Raw genomic sequence first — 17,848 nt, forward strand, 5'->3', positions numbered from 1 at the left:
GTTTGCTGAAAAAGTCTTTTTGCTGGGGTAGGAGACAGGAGACAACCCATTCCCTAACCCCTCCGGTGGAGGGGAAGACAGGAGACAGGAGGAACGGGGAATGTAGAGGAGGTAGAAGTAAGAATTGTCTCTCAATTTTTCTACCATAATCATCCCAAAATACTAGCTTTATGCAGCTCTTTCCACCGAAAAGCTGGTACTTTTTTCAACTCTAAAACGCTAAAACCAATATCAGTCAATACTTTTAGAATTAATCAGTAAGCCCTAAGTAAGTAGAAAAGAAGAAGTACTAAGTTGCGTTTAAATCTCTAAATTATTGTTTTTATAAGTGCTTTAAGAAGTAATAAGTAGTAGACTGAAACCCCCAAAATGGTGCAATAGTAGGGGCGGGTTCCGCGTTAAGTTAATGGTGTCACCCACGACCAGTTTAACCCGCCCCCATCCCAATAATCTAATGCATAAAATTAGCTATGTTGGTCTAGTAGTGGACTATTTCAACTACAATGATGCAATAGAAAATTGGTGCTTAGATTGCTTTCCGAAGAAATACTATTCAATTCAATATCCCACTGGTGTTTTGAGGAGATATTTATGACTAGAAGTAGATTCTAGATAAGGTTTAGGAGGATTAGGAGCAGGACGTGGAGGTGCTGGGTCTAAAAATATCCGCTTTACAGAATTTTGTGAAACTAAACCAGTATCAGAAGTTGAAGCTTGTTCAGCTATTTGATTTTTTAATAACTCATTAGCTACACTTATCTGTCGCTCTTTTTGCCTAAGCTTTTGTAATTCTTGATATTCTGTCGTCCATTTTGACTGACCATAAATTGTCCAGCCATAAATTGCCACACTGGTACTTGCTAATAATACTGCGACCATGGATGAAGTTAGTTGTGTCGCCATCAAAGATTTTAACCACAGTGGTTTAGACTTAGGCAAGGATATGACTTGAGCCAAATTCTGTTCTGGAATTGTTTGTGAGTCCCCACTATCTTCTGAAGCATAGTTAGCATCAGATAAATTTTTTTCATCTGTTAGTTTTTGTCGGCGAGCTGATTTTTTTGAGACTACGGACAAATTCGTTTTTGGGGACTTCTTCTTTGGGGCCAAAAATGTACTTCTAACTGCAACCATATAATTTACCTATACTGACATCTCATTTATAAGAATACAAAATATAACAGTATCTAATCTTCAGTATATTTAAGCATTCAGCTATTAGCAGTCAGCTCTCAGCAATAAAAATGAATGAAGCAAGCACTTGTTTCACTTCTACTACATTTTCAAATATTAAGTAAATCAGGACTTACGCAAAATATCAATTTATAGAACCCCTAACCGTATCTTCATAAAGATGCGCGTTAGCTAGGAGACAGGAGACAGGAGACAGGAGGGAAGATGTGGGGATAAATAATACAAAAAATTCAACACTCCTTCAGATGATTTTTCCTCAAAATTGATGCGTGAAAAGGCTTAATTACCATAATTATATAGACCTCAAATGGGTTCTATACGCCACCTGTAGGGGCGCTTCGCGTTTGCGGAGCATTCCGGAAGAAAGCGCCTCTACTAGATATGGTGGTTCTGCGTAAGTCCTGTAAACAACTAATTTGTATACTTAATATTAAAAGTTTAAAATCAAACATCCTTTTATCAAACAGGATTGGGTCGCGCAACCCCGCCTTTTCAGGCGAAATATTTTTGGAGCGTAGCTCAAATCCCCTACTTCCACTCCCCTCCTGGGAGCAGGGCTAATTCATTGTCGCCAGAGAAAAATATTGAGGAGTACAATGATTGGTGTCAAGTATTGAGTTAAGCCAACTATTCTCTATTTAGGGCTTAGATAGAAATGAACTTGTTACAAATATTGGCCCAGTTACCAGATTTTCGAGCTGCCAGAGGGAGACGTTATCCATTATGGTTAGTATTACTGTTAGTAATTATGGGTACAATGAGCGGTTGTTTCTCCTATTGTGCCCTAGAAGATTTTGCTCGTCGTCATCACCAGGCCTTACACCAACAACTAGAGCTATCACCTTTGAGTTTTCCAACTGAAGTCTACATTTCGGCGAATTATGACGAGAATTGACTTTACTGAGTTGGCTCAAGTATTCAATCAATGGGCTAAACAGCAAATAACAATTCAAGAGGCCGAATGGTTAGCAGTAGATGGTAAGAGTATTAGGTCTACTGTGAGTGATTGTAATAGTTCTTACCAAAACTTTGTCAATGTTGTTTCTGTGTTCAGTAATTGCCAAGGAGTACCTGTAGCCATAGAACAATTTCACGTGGGAAGAAAGTAGTGAAATCGCTGTTGTCCAAACCATATTGACTAGCTTAAACCTCAAAGGAGTGGTTTTTACTTGTGATGCCTTACATTGTCAAAAAAAACAGTCAAGTTAATCATTGACAGTGACAATCATTACAAGGGTAGCAGTCAAAGGTAATCAAAAAAAATTGTACCAACAGGTACAACTAACGACTGAACAAACACAACCAAGTAGTGTTGATATATCAGAAGATAGATCTAGAAATCGTGTGGTTTCTAGAACAGTGTCTGTGTTTAATAATCTGTTGGGAATTAGCTCTGAGTGGGAAGGAATTAAGTCTGTGATTAGAGTTGAGCGTCAGGGTACACGAGCAAGTGTTAACTATTATCAAACAGCTTACTACATTAGCAGTCTGAAATTAAGTGCAGCAGAATTTGCAGTAGGAATTCAGGGACATTGGGGAATTGAGAATCGACTACATTGGGTTAAGGATGTAGTGTTTAGAGAGGACACAAGTCTAATTCGGCACTCTCAAGCTGCGGCTAATTTTTCTGTTATTCGTCAGCTAGCGATCGCTATCTGTCGCCTCCATGGTTATTCTTCCCTAACTACTGCAATTCGTAGCATTGCTCATGATCTGGAGCAGATTTTTCTGATGATTATAAATCCAGAACTGTAGTCATTGAGAATTGAAATTGGCCCAGACACAGAACCTCACTCCCCCCTAGTTTTCGATTTCAATAGTTCTGGTATTGGCGATCGCGACTGATATTAGCGATCACGACTGAGTCTGTGACATAAATTTTTCCTGTATAAGTATGATAATTTAGGGAAAAGACTATGAAATACTTGACAATATGGCCAAACTTGTACTCCTCAATATTTTTCTCTGGCGACAATGAATTAGCCCTGCCTCCTGGGAGGGGTTAGGGGTGGGTTGGGAGGGAGGGGCGAGGGGTGGGTTGGGAGGGGTTAAGGGTGGGTTAACTTCTGACTTCTGACTTCTGACTTCTGACTTCTGACTTCTGACTTCGTTAAAACTATTGAGCGTATCAGAAGCACTTGTCATGGTAAAAAGGTGAAAGTTGAATAATTGTTTAACCCTTAGACATTAACTGTGTACGCCCAATATTGGAGAATCTTTGCTAATCAACCACCGACTAGCATATCCTTCCCCATCCTAGAGCCTTCCTAATCAATTGTTAACAAAATTATATTGACAAAAATGACAATTTCTGTAGACCAAGTCAACCAAATAGTTTGGAACCATCACCACGACCCTTTTCAAGTCCTTGGTGCCCATCAGATAGAACAAGATGGCAAAACTGTAACAGTAATCCGAGCCTACCAACCAAGTGCTGAAGCTGTTTCAGTCATTTCACCAGTAGACCGGAAAGAATACCCAATGGAGTCAGTCCATAATCCACATTTCTTTGAATGTGTAATAGACGCTCCAGAACTGGCCAACTATCAACTCAAAATCAAAGAAGGAGAACACGAACGAGTCATCAATGACCCCTACGCTTTCCGCTCTCCGAAACTCACAGACTTCGACCTCCAACTATTTGGAGAAGGAAACCATCACCGCATCTACGAAAAACTAGGAGCGCATATCGCCGAAATTAACGGAGTCAAAGGAGTCTACTTTGCTGTATGGGCACCCAATGCTCGTAATGTTTCAATTTTAGGAAACTTCAACTATTGGGATGGTCGTAAACATCAAATGCGGAAAGGCCACACAGGTATCTGGGAATTATTCATTCCTGATATTGGCCCTGGAGAACACTATAAGTATGAGGTTAAAAACTGGGAAGGACACATCTATGAAAAAAGTGACCCTTATGGATATCAACAGGAAGTAAGACCCAAAACAGCTTCTATTGTTGTTGACTTAGACTCCTATACCTGGAACGACCAAGATTGGATGGAGAAACGTCGCCACACCGATCCTCTCACTCAACCTATTTCTGTCTATGAATGCCACCTTGGTTCCTGGATTCATGCTGCTTCTGCCGAACCTGCTAAACTACCTAATGGTGAAACTGAGCCTGTAGTTCAAGTCTCAGAACTCAGACCTGATGCTCGTTTTCTTACCTACCGAGAATTAGCAGATCGTCTAGTTCCCTATGTTAAAGATTTAGGCTACACCCATATTGAAATGTTACCTGTAGCAGAACATCCTTTTGATGGTTCTTGGGGTTATCAGGTTACAGGATTTTTTGCCCCTACCTCTCGCTACGGTAATGCTGAAGACTTCATGTATTTTGTGGACAAATGCCATGAAAATGATATTGGTGTAATTGTAGACTGGGTACCGGGACATTTTCCCAAAGATGGACATGGTTTGGCTTTCTTTGATGGTACTCATCTCTATGAACATCCAGACCCCCGCAAAGGCGAACACAAGCAATGGGGTACTTTAGTATTTGACTATGGTCGTAATGAAGTTCGTAACTTCCTAGTTTCAAATGCCCTTTTCTGGTTTGAAAAGTATCACATTGATGGTTTTAGGGTAGATGCGGTTGCTTCTATGGTCTACCACAACTATATGAGACCTGATGGTGAATGGGTTGCTAACCAATACGGAGGTGTGGAATATATCGAAGCTGCTGACTTCCTCCGTCAGGTTAATCATTTGATTTTTGGTTACTATCCTGGTACTCTCTGCATTGCAGAAGAATCTACTGCCTGGCCAATGGTAACTTGGCCTACTTATGTCGGCGGTTTGGGCTTCAACCTCAAGTGGAACATGGGTTGGATGCACGATATGCTGGACTATTTTGAAATGGACCCTTGGTTCCGACAGTTCCACCAGAACAATGTTACTTTCAGTATTTGGTATCACCACAGTGAGAACTATATGTTGGCTTTGTCTCACGATGAGGTGGTACATTGCAAGAGTAATATGTTGGGTAAGATGCCTGGAGATGATTGGCAGAAGTTTGCTAATGTTCGGGCGTTGTTTGCTTATATGTTTACTCACCCTGGTAAGAAAACTATGTTTATGGGGATGGAATTTCCTCAATGGGGTGAATGGGATGTTTGGGGCGATTTAGAATGGCATTTGCTCCAACATGATGCTCACCAAGGAATGAAGCGATTTTTCCGGGATGTGAATCACCTCTATCGTTCTCAACCTGCGTTGTATGAACAAGATTGTAATGAGGAAGGATTCCAGTGGATAGATTGTAGTGATAATAATCATAGTGTGGTGTCGTTTCTTCGTCGCGCCAAAGATGGGAAAGAATTTGTGGTAGCGGTTTGCAATTTTACTCCTCAACCTCATAGTCACTATCGCATCGGTGTACCTGAACCAGGGTTCTATACTGAAATATTTAATAGTGATGCTGGTAATTATGGTGGCAGCAATATGGGTAATTTGGGTGGTAAGTGGACTGATGATTGGTACTTCCATAATTATCAACAGTCTTTAGATTTATGTTTGCCTCCTTTGGGTATTTTGGTGTTGAAGTTAGATAAGGAGAAAACGTTAGCAGTGATGGAGCAGTCTCAGGAGGTGGAAGCTGAAACGGAAACTGTTTCTGAAGGTTAATGACTGAGAGCAATTAAGGCAAAATAGTCTTGTGGAATGGGCATCTTGCCCTTTCCCGTTCCCGTTCCCAGGAATTAAGGATGTCAAACCTGTTGCTATTCCATCAGACCACAATTCTATTGGTGACTTACCTACACAGACGCATCCGCTTTCTGTGTAAGCTTCTGATGCCTTTTAAAGACGGTCAGAACTTCCTGAGAAACAGAAGCGGTTTTAGATTTAGCTATAACCACTTTGTTTTGACGGCGGTTTATAGTCACCGAACAAGTCCAGCCCGACTCGTTTCAAATTGATAGCAGCGTTTATATCTCTATCAATTTTTAACTGTAATTCTTCATCGAAATATTCTCTGATACTGCAATCTGTAAACACTATTTCATCTCTATAACAAAGCAATTGAGATGTATAATTTGGTTTAACTTCAACAACACTGGCGTTTGCTTTTGCGGCTACCTGACCCAGCACTTCAAAGAATTGATAAGTTGCAGCATCTTGCCAAGATTTATTTAACCCCGACTTAGCAGATTGACCATTAGGCAAATATTTCCCATCTTCATCTTGTTTGGTTTGATTTCTGCGAGTTAATCCTGTGAGATTTAATTTCTCATGGAAAAAGACTTTTTTACCTGTTTTAATTAATCTGTAAGCTGTTTTGTACTGGAAATCTTTACGACTTCTGGCTATTTTTTGATGGATTTTACTTTCGCGTTTTGCTAGTTTTCGTCTTGATTTACTACCATGTTTACGTTTGTTCTTGCGTTGGGATACTTTTGTTAATTTGTATTGATTTGTTCTTAAAGGTTTGAGAGAAGATAATTTTTTCCCTTCTGATGTAGCTAGATAAATATCTTTGTCTAGGACAGCATCTAATCCTATTGAGTTTTCCCAAGTAGGTTGAATATTGTCAGTTTTCAACTCAGGGATTGACTTATCTTCTAAACTTAAATTTATCCACCAACCATCAGTTTTTTTTGTTAGTGAAATTTGTTTGATTTTGCTTCCATCAGGTATTATTCTATGAGTCCTGACTTTTATTAAACCTATTTTAGGAATTGATATATATAACCATTTACTATTAATTGATGAAAATTTTAACCAAGAATCATCGGCACTCTTGAAAGTTCAATGAACGATATCTAGATTGACTTTTAAATCTCGGTTTGCCACTACGATTACCTTTACTATCGCCTGCTATAAATCTAGAAAATGTTGCTTCTACTCTTTTACAGACATCTTGCAAAACTGTTGAATAAACTTGGGAAAAATCCAGATGCTCCCCTGAGTGTTTGACTTCTACTATAGCTTTTTTTAGCTGTGGTAATTGCTTTTTCTGGTTGTAGTAATTTGGTTTGTCTTTTAATTCAGGTAAATGAGAAATTAGAGGACAAGCGTTTATAGGACATCTGTTTTGCTCCCACCAGTTAAAACGTTCTCCTAACATTCTATTGTACCAATACCGACAAATTCTGAGCCAGTTGTTTAGTGTCAACTTCTGGCACGTTTGCTGGATATATACGATATTGGTAAGTATACTTCATAGGTGATAAGATTTGAGTATACACCAATTATAGTACAATATTTTATAAGTTAAGGCCAGAATTCATCCCACGCCGACGTTACCTTTTCCTAGGTTATTTTTCCCTACAGGATGCTACGCAAACGTAAACAGCGTAGGGCTTCTCCCGGTTGAAGCTAAACCTGGAAAAAATGATTTGGTTTATCTTTCTGTAAAAAAATTTGTGAAAAAATGTTTTCCAACTCTAGTGACAACAGAACAGTTAGAATTGATTTATTCCAAGCACCACCTCTACCAAGATACTATGTAGACCGCCCGGAATACACCGACAATTTAAAGGCTAACCTACTGACCAATTCATCGGATACGCGAGCTATTGTGGTGACAGCTATCCACGGTTTGGGTGCTGTTGGTAAATCTACTCTGGCCACAGCTTTAGCTTATGATGAGGAGGTACAATCTCGTTTTGCTGATGGTATTCTCTGGGTAACTTTGGGTCAAGAGCCTAATATTCTACCGATGCTGAGTGGTTGGGTGCAAGCATTGGGTGACTATAATTTCAAACCTACAAGTCTGGAGGCCACTGCTAATCATTTGCGGACTTTACTTTATGACAAATCTGTGCTATTGGTGGTGGATGATGCTTGGAGTCCAGACCATGCCAGAATATTTAATCTGGGTGGTCCGCGCTGTCAGGTTTTGGTGACTACTAGGGAAAAGGCGATCGCTGACATATTAGAAGCTGAAACTTACAGTCTGGATGTGATGACTTTATCCCAGTCAATGCAACTTCTAACTCAAAGGTTAGAATGTGAAATTACGGGAGAAGATGCAAAACAGGCGGAGGCTTTAGTTAAAGAGTTGGGATATTTGCCTTTAGCTTTGGAGTTAGCAGCGGCTCAAGTTGCAGATGGTATGTCTTGGGGAGTGCTGTTAGAGGATATTCAAGGGGAAATTGTTGAGTTAAAAACATTGGATAGAGAAGGTGCAGAGGATGTTACTGATGAAGGGAGTTTAAAACGCTTGAGTTTGACTGCTTCCTTGAATTTGAGTATTAAGCAACTGCCACAGGAAACCAGGGATAATTTTATTTGGTTAGGAATATTGCCGGAGGATGTGAATATTACTCAGGAGATGACGGCTGTACTTTGGGAGTTGGATGAACAGGATGCAACAGATAAATTGGCGTATTTGCGGAGTAAAGCTTTGTTGTTAGATGGTGTGGTTTTGGCTGATGACAAACCTACTTATCGTTTACATGACTTGTTTCACGATCTAGCACGTTATTTGTTGACTGCACCAATAGATGAAGGTAATTTGTCGGGATTGGGTATTGGTTTAACTGAAGCTCACGGAATATTTTTAGAGAAATACAGAAGGTGTTAAACTAAGCCAGTTTGTTACCAAACCGACTCGTCTTCAGAACCGGACGTGAGACTTTCACCTCCAAATCGGCTCCTCTCTTAAACGTCCCTTTTCATAGGTACATCCTTGCCTTTAATATCAACATATCGTCAACCCATAAATAACCTTCAGGTAAATCCTGTAACTTCGGTTGTGTGTACGTCTTTTTATCTAAGGCAGTTTTAGTATCGTGGCAATGTCGGTGTAACAGTTGTTTATTCTTTAGTTTGTTGTCACCGCCCTTAGACCTTGGAATTATATGGTCAACTTCCAGTAAGTCAGTTGGTCTAAAAGTTAGTCCACAAGATGCGCATTTATTCTTTTGCCGTTTTAACAGCGTTGTGACTTCTTTCCTTACGCCCGGGTATTTGCCGATTCTATTACTCCAATAAGTCCAATCGCCGTCATAAGGGGATTTATTACCTTTAACTTTGATGTGTCTTACAATAGGAACATCTGAGTATTGGTTTAGTATATATTCGCCATTGTTAAGAATCCAATTTCGGGTGTCCTTTACACTGGGGAAATACTTTTTCTTGACCCATTTGGCCGACTTATTTGGATGCCTTCTATTTGCCCATCTCCATAGTCTTTTCCATAAAAGGTGATCCATCTGAGTGAATGCTTCTTTACTGACTACTGTTGAGAAATAGTTAGCCCATCCTCTAATTACCGGGTTTAGTTTAGCTACTAGAGCTTCTGTTGGAGCGGTTTTGTACTTATCACATATATCCGCCAATTTCCGATAGTGAGTTTTAATGCTCTTGGAGGATGGCTTAATCAGCGTTTTAAATCCTTGTTTGGTTGACTTATGTTTCCGTTGCCTCACCGTAAACCCTAAAAAGTCAAATCCGGGTTTGTTTCCTTTATATTCTTCTAAGGTGTGGACAATTCTAGTCAATTCTAGTTTTAGTTCTAATCCTACCCGGTTTAACCATTCCTGTATTACGGTTTTTGCTTGTAATACTACTTTGATGTCTTCATGTAGGATAACGAAGTCATCAGCATAGCGTATTAGACTAAGGCTTTTTCGTTTGTCTCTTTTACTCATATTGCTCCCTGAAGGGTGTTTGAGTTGGAGATTTTCTGCAAATTGCATTAGTCTTTCTTCCATACCGTGTAAGGCGATGTTTGCTAGTAAGGGTGATATTACCCCTCCCTGCGGTGTTCCTTCCGCAGTGTCTAGGAACTGATTATTGTCAAATACTCCAGACTTTAACCATTGTTTAATTAATCGTCTGTAAGGAGATTGACCTATCTTTCCTAGCAATGCATCATGGTTAATTTGGTCAAAACATTTGGATATGTCAGCATCAAGAACGTATTTTGGTTTATTTTTGATGCTTTCAAAGATGGCCTCTATGGCATCATGTGTTGACCGTCCTGGTCTAAAACCATAACTGTTAGGTTCAAAGTGTGCCTCCCACTCTGGCTCCATTCCCAACTTAACCAATACCTGTAACGCACGGTCGTACATTGTTGGGATTCCAAGAGGTCTCTTTTCATCCCTCCCTGGCTTTGGTATATATACTCTGCGGGTGGGGCTTGCTTTGAGGTGGCGTGATGAAAGTAGGTTCACCAAGTTGAATCTTTGTATAGGTGTCAGGTTTTTGATTCCATCTACCCCAGCAGTTTTCTTCCCCTGGTTATCCTGTGTCACGCGCCGGAAAGCTAGCAACCTAGCGTAATAACTTTTTAAAAGAAGTTTTTGGTATCTGTGCATCTTGCGGAGTTCGCCACGGCTGGATGCAATGTATATCAATTTTTGTAATTGGAACACGGATTTCTCTACCTTCTTCCAATTGATATCCTTCCATTTCAGGACCGGATTGATTGAAGTTTGTGAGGGTATATCGCCTGTATCCCTTGCTACGCTTAAAAATGGCTTAGGATTCCCTAACTTTCTTTTCAGTGTCTGAGCTTTATTCATTACTATTCATTGCTTTACATTACGTCTAACAGTGGGTACGTCAGCATACTGCTTTTTACCCAATCCTACTCTCCCTAAGACCTACGTCTAAAGCGTAGATTGACCTTGAATGGCTTCCTAAGATTTCGACCTATATTCTTAGGTGTCTTAGAGAGGTTTTCTCGTTCCCTTATTCCTTTATTACGACTGATTTAGTGGGGTAAAATCTCCCGGAGGGTTCAATATGGTTGTTGATACAGACCTGAAAATATCTATATCCAGTGACCCTCTGACTTTCGTCCTACATCCCATAGCTACCTTCGAGATGGTTTTATTTCACGAGAGTTTCATTACCTTTCTGTTCGTCCACTTGTCAGCCTTTGCTTGCGGTATCGTTCCTGGTAACTGGTATTGTCCCGCTTTTAAACCAGCTTCGGAGATTGATGTTCAGTCGCTACCCCGTGGTCTATGCTGTCAGCCCAACAACAAGGCGGATGGAATTTCACCACCAAGGTAATAAGAGTTATTCACAAGTCGAGGTTTCCCTCATGTGTTGACTTGGAACGGCCATTTATACCCAGTTTCCTGGTTTAGTGGCCAACGAGTCGCACTAACAGATAATAATCTTTGGCATACCTTACCCAATGATGGTTATATTCATCAGCATCTAGTCTGGCATTTGGAAAAGGCAGGGAAAATAGAGGAAATTCATGGTTTATTGGCAGAAGAGTCGAAAAATGGGACTAATGGTTGGTATGAAACCTGTGAACGTTTGGGGCGAACGGGGATTTTTATTACTGATGTGGCTTGTGCTTGGGAGTTAGCGGAGTTTGATTGGGATGAAAGTAGGTTGGCTGAAGTTGTTGGTTTGCAGTGTCGTTATGCTTTGATAACTGCTTCTATGAATAGTTTAGCAGCGAATTTACCAGTAGATTTGTTGTTGGCTTTGGTTAAAAAGAAAGTATGGACTCCTGAGCAAGGGTTAGCTTACGCATTACAAAAAAAATTAAGGAATAAAGCATACTCTCTGGCCAAATTAGTTGATTATTTGCCGGAGAACTTAAAAAAACTAGCACTTTCAGAAGCACTGGCTACTGTTCGACAAATGGGTGGGGAATGCGCCGAAGTTCTCATAGCTCTAGCGAATAAATTGACACCAGAATTATTACCACAAGCACTGGCTGCCGCTCGACAGATTCAGTTTGACAGATATCGCATCCAAGCTCTCATAGCTCTAGCGAATAAATTGACACCAGAATTATTACCACAAGCACTGGCTGCTGCTCGAGAGATTCGGCTTGAGGATGACCGTGCCAAAGTTCTCAGAGCTTTCGCTGATAAATTACCAGAATTATTACCACAAGAACTGACTGCTGCTCTACAGATTCAGAATGAGAGAAAACGCGTCCTAGCTCTCAGAGCTTTGGCTGATAAATTGACACCAGAATTATTACCACAAGCACTGACTGCTGCTCTACAGATTCAGGATGAGAAATATCGCTCTGAAGCTCTCATAGCTCTAGCGAATAAATTGACACCAGAATTATTACCACAAGCACTGGCTGCTGTTCGAGAGATTCAGCATGAGGGAACTCGCTTCCTAGCTCTCAGAGCTTTGGCTGATAAATTGACACCAGAATTATTACCACAAGCACTGGCTACTGTTCGAGAGATTCAGCATGATGGTAATCGTGCCCCAGTTCTCAGTGCTTTGGCTGATAAATTGACACCAGAATTATTACCACAAGCACTGGCTACTGTTCGAGAGATTCAGCATGATGGTAATCGCGCCGGAGTTCTCAGTGCTTTGGCTGATAAATTGACACCAGAACTATTACCAGAAGTACTGGCTATTGTTCGACAGATTGAGAATGAGTATAGTCGCGTCTTAGCTCTCAGGGAGCTGGCTAAGAAATTACCAGAATTATTACCAGAAGCACTGACTGCTGCTCTACAGATTGAGGATGAGTATAGTCGCGCCCAAGTTCTCAGTCCTTTGGCTGATAAATTGACACCAGAACTATTGCCACAAGCTCTGGCTGCTGCTCGACAGATTCAGTCTAAGTATAAACGTGCCGAAGTTCTCAGTGCTTTGGCTGATAAATTACCAGAATTATTGCCAGAAGCACTGGCTGCTGCTCGACAGATTCAGCATGAGTATGAGCGCGCCCCAGTTCTCAGTGCTTTGGCTGATAAATTGACACCAGAATTATTACCACAAGCTCTGGCTATAGCTCGACAGATTCGGGATCATTATAATCGCGCCCGAGCTCTCAGGGATCTGGCTGATAAATTTCCCGAATTATTACCAGAAGCACTTGCTGCTGCTCTACAGATTCAGGATAATGAGAGAGATCGTGCTTCTATTTTCAGATCTCTGGCGAATAAATTGACACCAGAATTATTGCCAAAAGTACTAGCTAAATTATTGCCAGAAGCGGTGGCTACTTTTCCACAGATTCAGTATAATCAGGATAAGAAATATCGTGCCGAAATTCTCAGTGCTTTAGCGAATAAATTGACACCAGAATTATTACCACAAGCACTGGCTGCTGCTCGACAGATTCAGAATGAGGAATATCGCCCCCAAGTTCTCAGTGCTTTAGCGAATAAATTGACACCAGAATTATTACCACAAGCACTGGCTGCTGCTCAAGAGCTTCACTATGATGATAGTCGCGTCGTAGTTCTCAGTGCTTTAGCGAATAAATTGACACCAGAATTATTACCACAAGCACTGGCTGCCGTTCGACAGATTCAGGACGAGTGTAAACGCGCCGAAGTTCTCAGTGCTTTGGCTGATAAATTTCCCGAATTATTACCACAAGCTCTGGCTGCTGCTCGACAGATTCAGGATGAGAAATATCGCGCCCAAGTTCTCAGTGCTTTAGCCGATAAATTTCCCGAATTATTACCACAAGCTCTGGCTGCTGCTCAACAGATTCAGAATGAGAGAGAGCTAGCCGAAGTTCTCAGTGCTTTGACGAATAAATTGACACCAGAATTATTACTAGAAGCACTGGCTACTATTCGACAGATTCAGGATGATTATAGTCGCGTCCTAGTTCTCAGATCTCTGGCGAATAAATTGACACCAGAAGTACTGGCTACTGTTCGAGAGATTCAGAATGAGTTTTTTCACGCCCAAACTCTCACTATTTTAGCTGATAAATTACCAGAATTATTACCAGAAGCACTAGCTGCTACTCGACAGATTCAGGATGAGAGTTGTCGCACCACACTTCTCAGTAATTTGGCTCATCAATTGACACCAGAATTATTACCACAAGCTCTGGCTGCCGCTCTACAGATTCAGTTTGAGTATCATCGCGCTCAAGTTCTCAGTGCTTTGGCTCATAAATTGACACCAGAATTGTTACCACAAGCTCTGGCTGCTGCTCTACAGATTAAGACTGAGTATAAACGCGCTGAAGTCCTGAGAGATCTGGCTGATAAATTGACACCAGAATTATTACCAGAAGCTCTGGCTGCTGCTCTACAGATTCAGTACGAGAGAGATCGCGCCCAAGTTCTCAGTGCTTTGGCTGATAAATCTCCCGAATTATTACCAGAAGCTCTGGCTACTGTTCGACAAATTCAACATGAGAGAGATCGCGCCGAAGTTCTCAGAGCTTTGACGAATAAGTTGACACCAGAATTATTACCAGAAGCACTGGCGGAGGCGAGGCAGATTCAGGATGATTATAATCGCGCCGAAGTTCTCAGTGCTTTGGCTAATAAATTTCCCGAATTATTACCAGAAGCTCTGGCTGTTGCTCTACAGATTCAGGATGATGATAGTCGTGCCCGAGTTCTCAGTGCTTTGGCGAATAAATTTCCCGAATTATTACCAGAAGTTCTGGCTGCTGCTCGACAGATTCAGGATGAGAAATATCGCGCCCGAGTTCTCAGCGCTTTGGCTAAGAAATTGACAGCAGAATTATTACCACAAGCACTGGCTGCTGCTCGACAGATTCGGGATGAGAATTATCGCGCCCAAGTTCTCAGAGCTTTGGCTGATAAATTCCCAGAAATATTACCAGAAGCTCTGGCTGCTGCTCTACAGATTAAAAATGAGGGATATCGCGTCGGAGTTCTCAGAGATTTGGCCGATCAATTGATACAAATGCCAAAAACTCAACTGTACCCCCTCTGGCAAAATACCCTTCACACCCTATCTCTTCGCACTCGCCCCAACTTACTCTCAGATATAACAGCATTAACTCCCGTAATCTTCTCTTTAGGAGGTCAAGAAGCAATCAAAAACACAGCCATTGCTATTCAAGACGTTTCCCGGTGGTGGCGGTGATTTCAGTTATCAGTTATCAGTTATCAGCTATTAGTTTTCAGTTATTAGTTACAGCAAATCCGATTATCAAAAGGTACTTTTAGGCTGCGCATATGTACTTCATCCCAACGCGCAGAAACTGCTCTAACTATTGTCCAATAGATAAATAAAACATCAGTTACTCCAAAATGCTTACTTTTTGAGTTCATTCAACGTAAAACCTAGCACCATTTCAGGATTTAAAATTGCTCAAACCAATATCAGTCAATACTTTCATATTTAACAGCCACCCCTAACTATTGTCCAATAGATGAATAAAACATCAATTACTCCAAAATGCTCACTTTTTGAGTTCATTCAACGTAAAACCTAGCACCATTTCAGGATTTAAAGTTGCTCAAACCAATATCAGTCAATACTCTCATATTTAATCAGCAATCCATAACTATTGGATAAGTGGAACGGATGTTCTATCGGTACTTTCATGCAACAAAACAGTTATCAGTTATTAGTTGTCAAAAGTCCACTACTGAAGCCAGAGGATTAAAATACTGGAGTTGATTATTTTATGTCATAATTATTCCTAGATTAATATTTGAACAAAAATAGATTCTACCTATGTATCAACTAACAATTAATATACCAGAAGAAACAGCCTTAGCCTGAAAATTAACCCCTGAAGAACTTAGTCAAGAAATGAAACTAATTACCGCTATTAAACTTTATGAATTAGGTCGTCTTTCCTCCGGTGCTGCTGCAAATTTAGCTGGTATTCCCAAAGTCCTATTTTTAACAAAATTAGCTGATTATGGTGTAGATACTTTGTAAGCATTCAGCTATCAGCATTCAGCATTTCCTACGGAATGCTGCGCAAACAGATGCATGAACATATTCAAGAAATTATTAAGGTTAGCTGAAGACATTTTTTTTATAAGTTTTAATTCTCCTTGGAGACTAATTCCTCTTTTGAGCTGATCATGAGCTAATAACTCATAGCTGATAGCTGATAGCTGACGGCTGAATGCTTACGATACTTTTCAACTAACTGTAGCTGAATTAGTTGAGGAACTAAAACGTGCCTAATATTATTGTTAATACTTCACCTATTCAATATCTTTACCAATCTCATTTACTCGATTTACTCTCTAACTTATATGGTCAAATTATTGTTTTTAAATCTTCATAAATTTCTTTCTGCTAAAATATAATTTTTCACCCGAAAATAACATGACAGAACAAAATATGCCTGGTTTATCACTCAATACTAACAGGGTGACAATTTCAGCTCACGGGGTGACAAGCTAGTTGAAAGCTATATGTAGAGAAGAATTAGCCGAAAAACTTGAATAATACTTCAATAAAAAAGGAATGCTGGCTTGAGAATAGATGGGGGATGTGGTGCGATCGCCCACACCTCCCTCTAAAGTTGATTCTTTATTCAAACAAACTTGAAAACAGTTAAAAATATGATAAAAAAGGTTTGATAATTAGAAACAAAAAAAGAATAAAAAGTGAATATATTAGGCTTTTATCAAGACCATATTGAACAAAAATTGAATCAATCTCAAGTAATAACATTACAAATATTGTTATGCCTAATTTCCCGGTACAAAACTATACAAATATCAAAACTAACTAATTATTTTCCCCTGCCAATTAAAGCTGAAAGTAAGCGAAAACATATACAAAGATTTTTAACTATCAATGAATTAAGTCTACCTATTTTTTGGTTTCCTTTAGTACAAATTATGGTAGAAAAAATCTTCGGTTTTAACTCAGAATTAGTATTAATTTTAGATAGAACTGAGTGGCAAAATACTAATATATTAATGATTAGTGTAGCGACCGAAATTGAGAGGATTACCCATATATTGGAAATTTTTAACTCATCAAAGTTCGAGTAATTTAACAGAGCAACAAGCAGTAATGCGTCCGGTATTTAAACTCCTGAAAAAATACAAAATAGTCCTCATAGCAGATAGAGAATTCCACAGTATTTTCCGATCACATTGGCTGAAAAAATACCAAAAATATAACGTATATTTTGCATTGAGACGAAAAAATTCAACCATGATTAAACGAGGTCAAAAATATTGTAATATATCAGAATTAAAGGTAAATATCGGTGAAACTAAGTTATTTTTGAATCAAAAAATTACTAAAATAAAGAGAGTAGGAATGTATAACTTACTGATATATGAAAAACAGAGATATCGTCACAAATCTGTTTCAGAAAAATGGTATATTTTAAGCAATTTATCCACAGCAGGGAAAGTCAAAAAAGTATATAGCCAAAGAATGGGAATTGAGGCCATGTTTAAAGACTATAAAACTGGTGGTTATAATCTGGAATCATCAAAAGCTAACGAAAAAAGGTTGAATAATTTAATTTTATTGATAGCTATTTCATACACAATTAATTCATTGGCAGGAGAAAAAATCAAAAATAAAAGAATTCAAGAATATATCTCAAGAACTAATGAAAAAAGAAGAAAATACAGAAGACACAGTAACTTTTATCTCGGATTATCTGGTATTAACTGGATAGTAAATGATAATTTTATGTGGGAATTAGTAGGAGATTTAATGATGCTAAATCCTCATAAAACCTGATTTTATCGAAGAGGAATTAAAGCTATAAATACACTACTTAATAAAGCCGTAATTTCTGCTTAATGATCGATTAATAAAAGTAATTTTTAAGTTGTTTAATAATATTATTTAGAAGTTTACTTGAACTATTGTTCAACATAGGAGTGGGGTGTTGCGATCGCAACACACCCCCATCTATTCTCAAGCCAGCGTTCCCTTTTTTGATTGAAGTATTCTTCATCTTTTTCAGCTAATTCTTCTCTACATATAGCTTTCAACTAGCTTGTCACCCCGTGAGCAATTTCAGTTATCAGTT

At 39.5% G+C, this 17,848-nt stretch carries 15 protein-coding genes and 1 pseudogene; 9 read left to right on the top strand and 7 right to left on the bottom strand.

All coding sequences use genetic code 11. The features are described 5' to 3' along the window. Window positions 1–558 precede the first annotated feature (558 nt). Entirely contained in the window at window positions 559–1,134 is a 576-nt protein-coding gene (locus tag SAGCYANO_RS12595; protein ID WP_202220400.1) for a hypothetical protein, read from the bottom strand. Between the two features lie 715 nt (window positions 1,135–1,849). Between SAGCYANO_RS12595 and SAGCYANO_RS12600 the strand changes: the two genes are divergently transcribed. From SAGCYANO_RS12600 to SAGCYANO_RS12610, 3 genes are all read left to right on the top strand, one after another. Further along, complete coding sequence (locus SAGCYANO_RS12600) at window positions 1,850–2,089, top strand: transposase family protein (protein WP_202220401.1); 240 nt, start codon at window positions 1,850–1,852, stop codon at window positions 2,087–2,089. After that, on the top strand, window positions 2,076–2,303 hold the full coding sequence (locus SAGCYANO_RS12605; protein ID WP_202220402.1) for a hypothetical protein: 228 nt from the start codon (window positions 2,076–2,078) through the stop codon (window positions 2,301–2,303). The genes SAGCYANO_RS12600 and SAGCYANO_RS12605 overlap by 14 nt, the downstream gene beginning before the upstream one ends. Window positions 2,304–2,412: 109 nt before the next feature. Next, complete coding sequence (locus SAGCYANO_RS12610; protein ID WP_202220403.1) at window positions 2,413–2,949, top strand: ISAs1 family transposase; 537 nt, start codon at window positions 2,413–2,415, stop codon at window positions 2,947–2,949. A gap of 58 nt (window positions 2,950–3,007) precedes the next feature. Here SAGCYANO_RS12610 and SAGCYANO_RS12615 read toward each other — a convergent pair whose 3' ends face one another. Further along, window positions 3,008–3,169, bottom strand: coding sequence for a hypothetical protein (locus tag SAGCYANO_RS12615; RefSeq protein ID WP_202220404.1), 162 nt, complete (start codon window positions 3,167–3,169; stop codon window positions 3,008–3,010). Between the two features lie 326 nt (window positions 3,170–3,495). Here SAGCYANO_RS12615 and glgB point away from each other — a divergent pair, with 326 nt between their 5' ends. Next, window positions 3,496–5,823, top strand: a complete 2,328-nt coding sequence (glgB, locus tag SAGCYANO_RS12620; protein WP_202220405.1) for a 1,4-alpha-glucan branching enzyme — start codon at window positions 3,496–3,498, stop codon at window positions 5,821–5,823. A gap of 219 nt (window positions 5,824–6,042) precedes the next feature. On the opposite strand, the gene SAGCYANO_RS44630 is transcribed toward glgB, so the two are convergent. Next, complete coding sequence (locus SAGCYANO_RS44630) at window positions 6,043–6,903, bottom strand: transposase (RefSeq protein WP_307785879.1); 861 nt, start codon at window positions 6,901–6,903, stop codon at window positions 6,043–6,045. A gap of 22 nt (window positions 6,904–6,925) precedes the next feature. Beyond that, window positions 6,926–7,312 (bottom strand): helix-turn-helix domain-containing protein, encoded by a 387-nt coding sequence (locus SAGCYANO_RS44635; protein ID WP_237396111.1) that lies wholly within the window; start codon window positions 7,310–7,312, stop codon window positions 6,926–6,928. A gap of 258 nt (window positions 7,313–7,570) precedes the next feature. On the opposite strand from SAGCYANO_RS44635, the gene SAGCYANO_RS12630 reads away from it, so the two are divergent. Next, window positions 7,571–8,725 carry an NB-ARC domain-containing protein gene (locus SAGCYANO_RS12630; protein ID WP_202220406.1) on the top strand — a complete coding sequence of 385 codons (1,155 nt, stop codon included), beginning with the start codon at window positions 7,571–7,573 and terminating at the stop codon, window positions 8,723–8,725. A gap of 91 nt (window positions 8,726–8,816) precedes the next feature. Here SAGCYANO_RS12630 and ltrA read toward each other — a convergent pair whose 3' ends face one another. Further along, window positions 8,817–10,505 carry a group II intron reverse transcriptase/maturase gene (gene ltrA / locus SAGCYANO_RS12635; RefSeq protein WP_307785878.1) on the bottom strand — a complete coding sequence of 563 codons (1,689 nt, stop codon included), beginning with the start codon at window positions 10,503–10,505 and terminating at the stop codon, window positions 8,817–8,819. Window positions 10,506–11,202: 697 nt separating this feature from the next. Here ltrA and SAGCYANO_RS12640 point away from each other — a divergent pair. Together SAGCYANO_RS12640 and SAGCYANO_RS44640 are read left to right on the top strand one after the other, a co-directional pair. After that, window positions 11,203–14,961: a hypothetical protein gene (locus tag SAGCYANO_RS12640; protein WP_202220408.1), complete on the top strand. Its 3,759-nt coding sequence runs from the start codon at window positions 11,203–11,205 to the stop codon at window positions 14,959–14,961. 657 nt (window positions 14,962–15,618) lie between these two features. Further along, window positions 15,619–15,768, top strand: a pseudogene (locus SAGCYANO_RS44640) (UPF0175 family protein); the annotation flags it as partial. 473 nt (window positions 15,769–16,241) lie between these two features. On the opposite strand, the gene SAGCYANO_RS12650 reads toward SAGCYANO_RS44640, so the two are convergent. Further along, entirely contained in the window at window positions 16,242–16,382 is a 141-nt protein-coding gene (locus SAGCYANO_RS12650) for a hypothetical protein (RefSeq protein WP_202220409.1), read from the bottom strand. Window positions 16,383–16,451: 69 nt separating this feature from the next. Between SAGCYANO_RS12650 and SAGCYANO_RS12655 the strand changes: the two genes are divergently transcribed. Next, window positions 16,452–16,844 (top strand): hypothetical protein, encoded by a 393-nt coding sequence (locus SAGCYANO_RS12655; protein ID WP_237396113.1) that lies wholly within the window; start codon window positions 16,452–16,454, stop codon window positions 16,842–16,844. Continuing rightward, a complete protein-coding gene (locus tag SAGCYANO_RS12660) occupies window positions 16,792–17,553 on the top strand; it encodes an IS4 family transposase (RefSeq protein ID WP_202220410.1) in 762 nt (253 codons plus the stop codon). The genes SAGCYANO_RS12655 and SAGCYANO_RS12660 overlap by 53 nt, the downstream gene beginning before the upstream one ends. Before the next feature lie 125 nt (window positions 17,554–17,678). On the opposite strand, the gene SAGCYANO_RS47525 is transcribed toward SAGCYANO_RS12660, so the two are convergent. Next, window positions 17,679–17,810 (bottom strand): hypothetical protein, encoded by a 132-nt coding sequence (locus SAGCYANO_RS47525; RefSeq protein ID WP_255502554.1) that lies wholly within the window; start codon window positions 17,808–17,810, stop codon window positions 17,679–17,681. Between the last annotated feature and the right edge of the window lie 38 nt (window positions 17,811–17,848).

Source organism: Okeania sp. KiyG1, from assembly GCF_014132355.1.
Taxonomy (GTDB): Bacteria; Cyanobacteriota; Cyanobacteriia; order Cyanobacteriales; family Microcoleaceae; genus Okeania.

Bases quoted from the DNA above. Each gene is read 5' to 3' on its own strand.
- SAGCYANO_RS12595 (WP_202220400.1), bottom strand. From the start codon at position 1,134: ATGGTTGCAGTTAGAAGTACATTTTTGGCCCCAAAGAAGAAGTCCCCA.
- SAGCYANO_RS12600 (WP_202220401.1), top strand. From the start codon at position 1,850: ATGAACTTGTTACAAATATTGGCCCAGTTACCAGATTTTCGAGCTGCC.
- SAGCYANO_RS12605 (WP_202220402.1), top strand. From the start codon at position 2,076: ATGACGAGAATTGACTTTACTGAGTTGGCTCAAGTATTCAATCAATGG.
- glgB (WP_202220405.1), top strand. From the start codon at position 3,496: ATGACAATTTCTGTAGACCAAGTCAACCAAATAGTTTGGAACCATCAC.
- SAGCYANO_RS12630 (WP_202220406.1), top strand. From the start codon at position 7,571: ATGTTTTCCAACTCTAGTGACAACAGAACAGTTAGAATTGATTTATTC.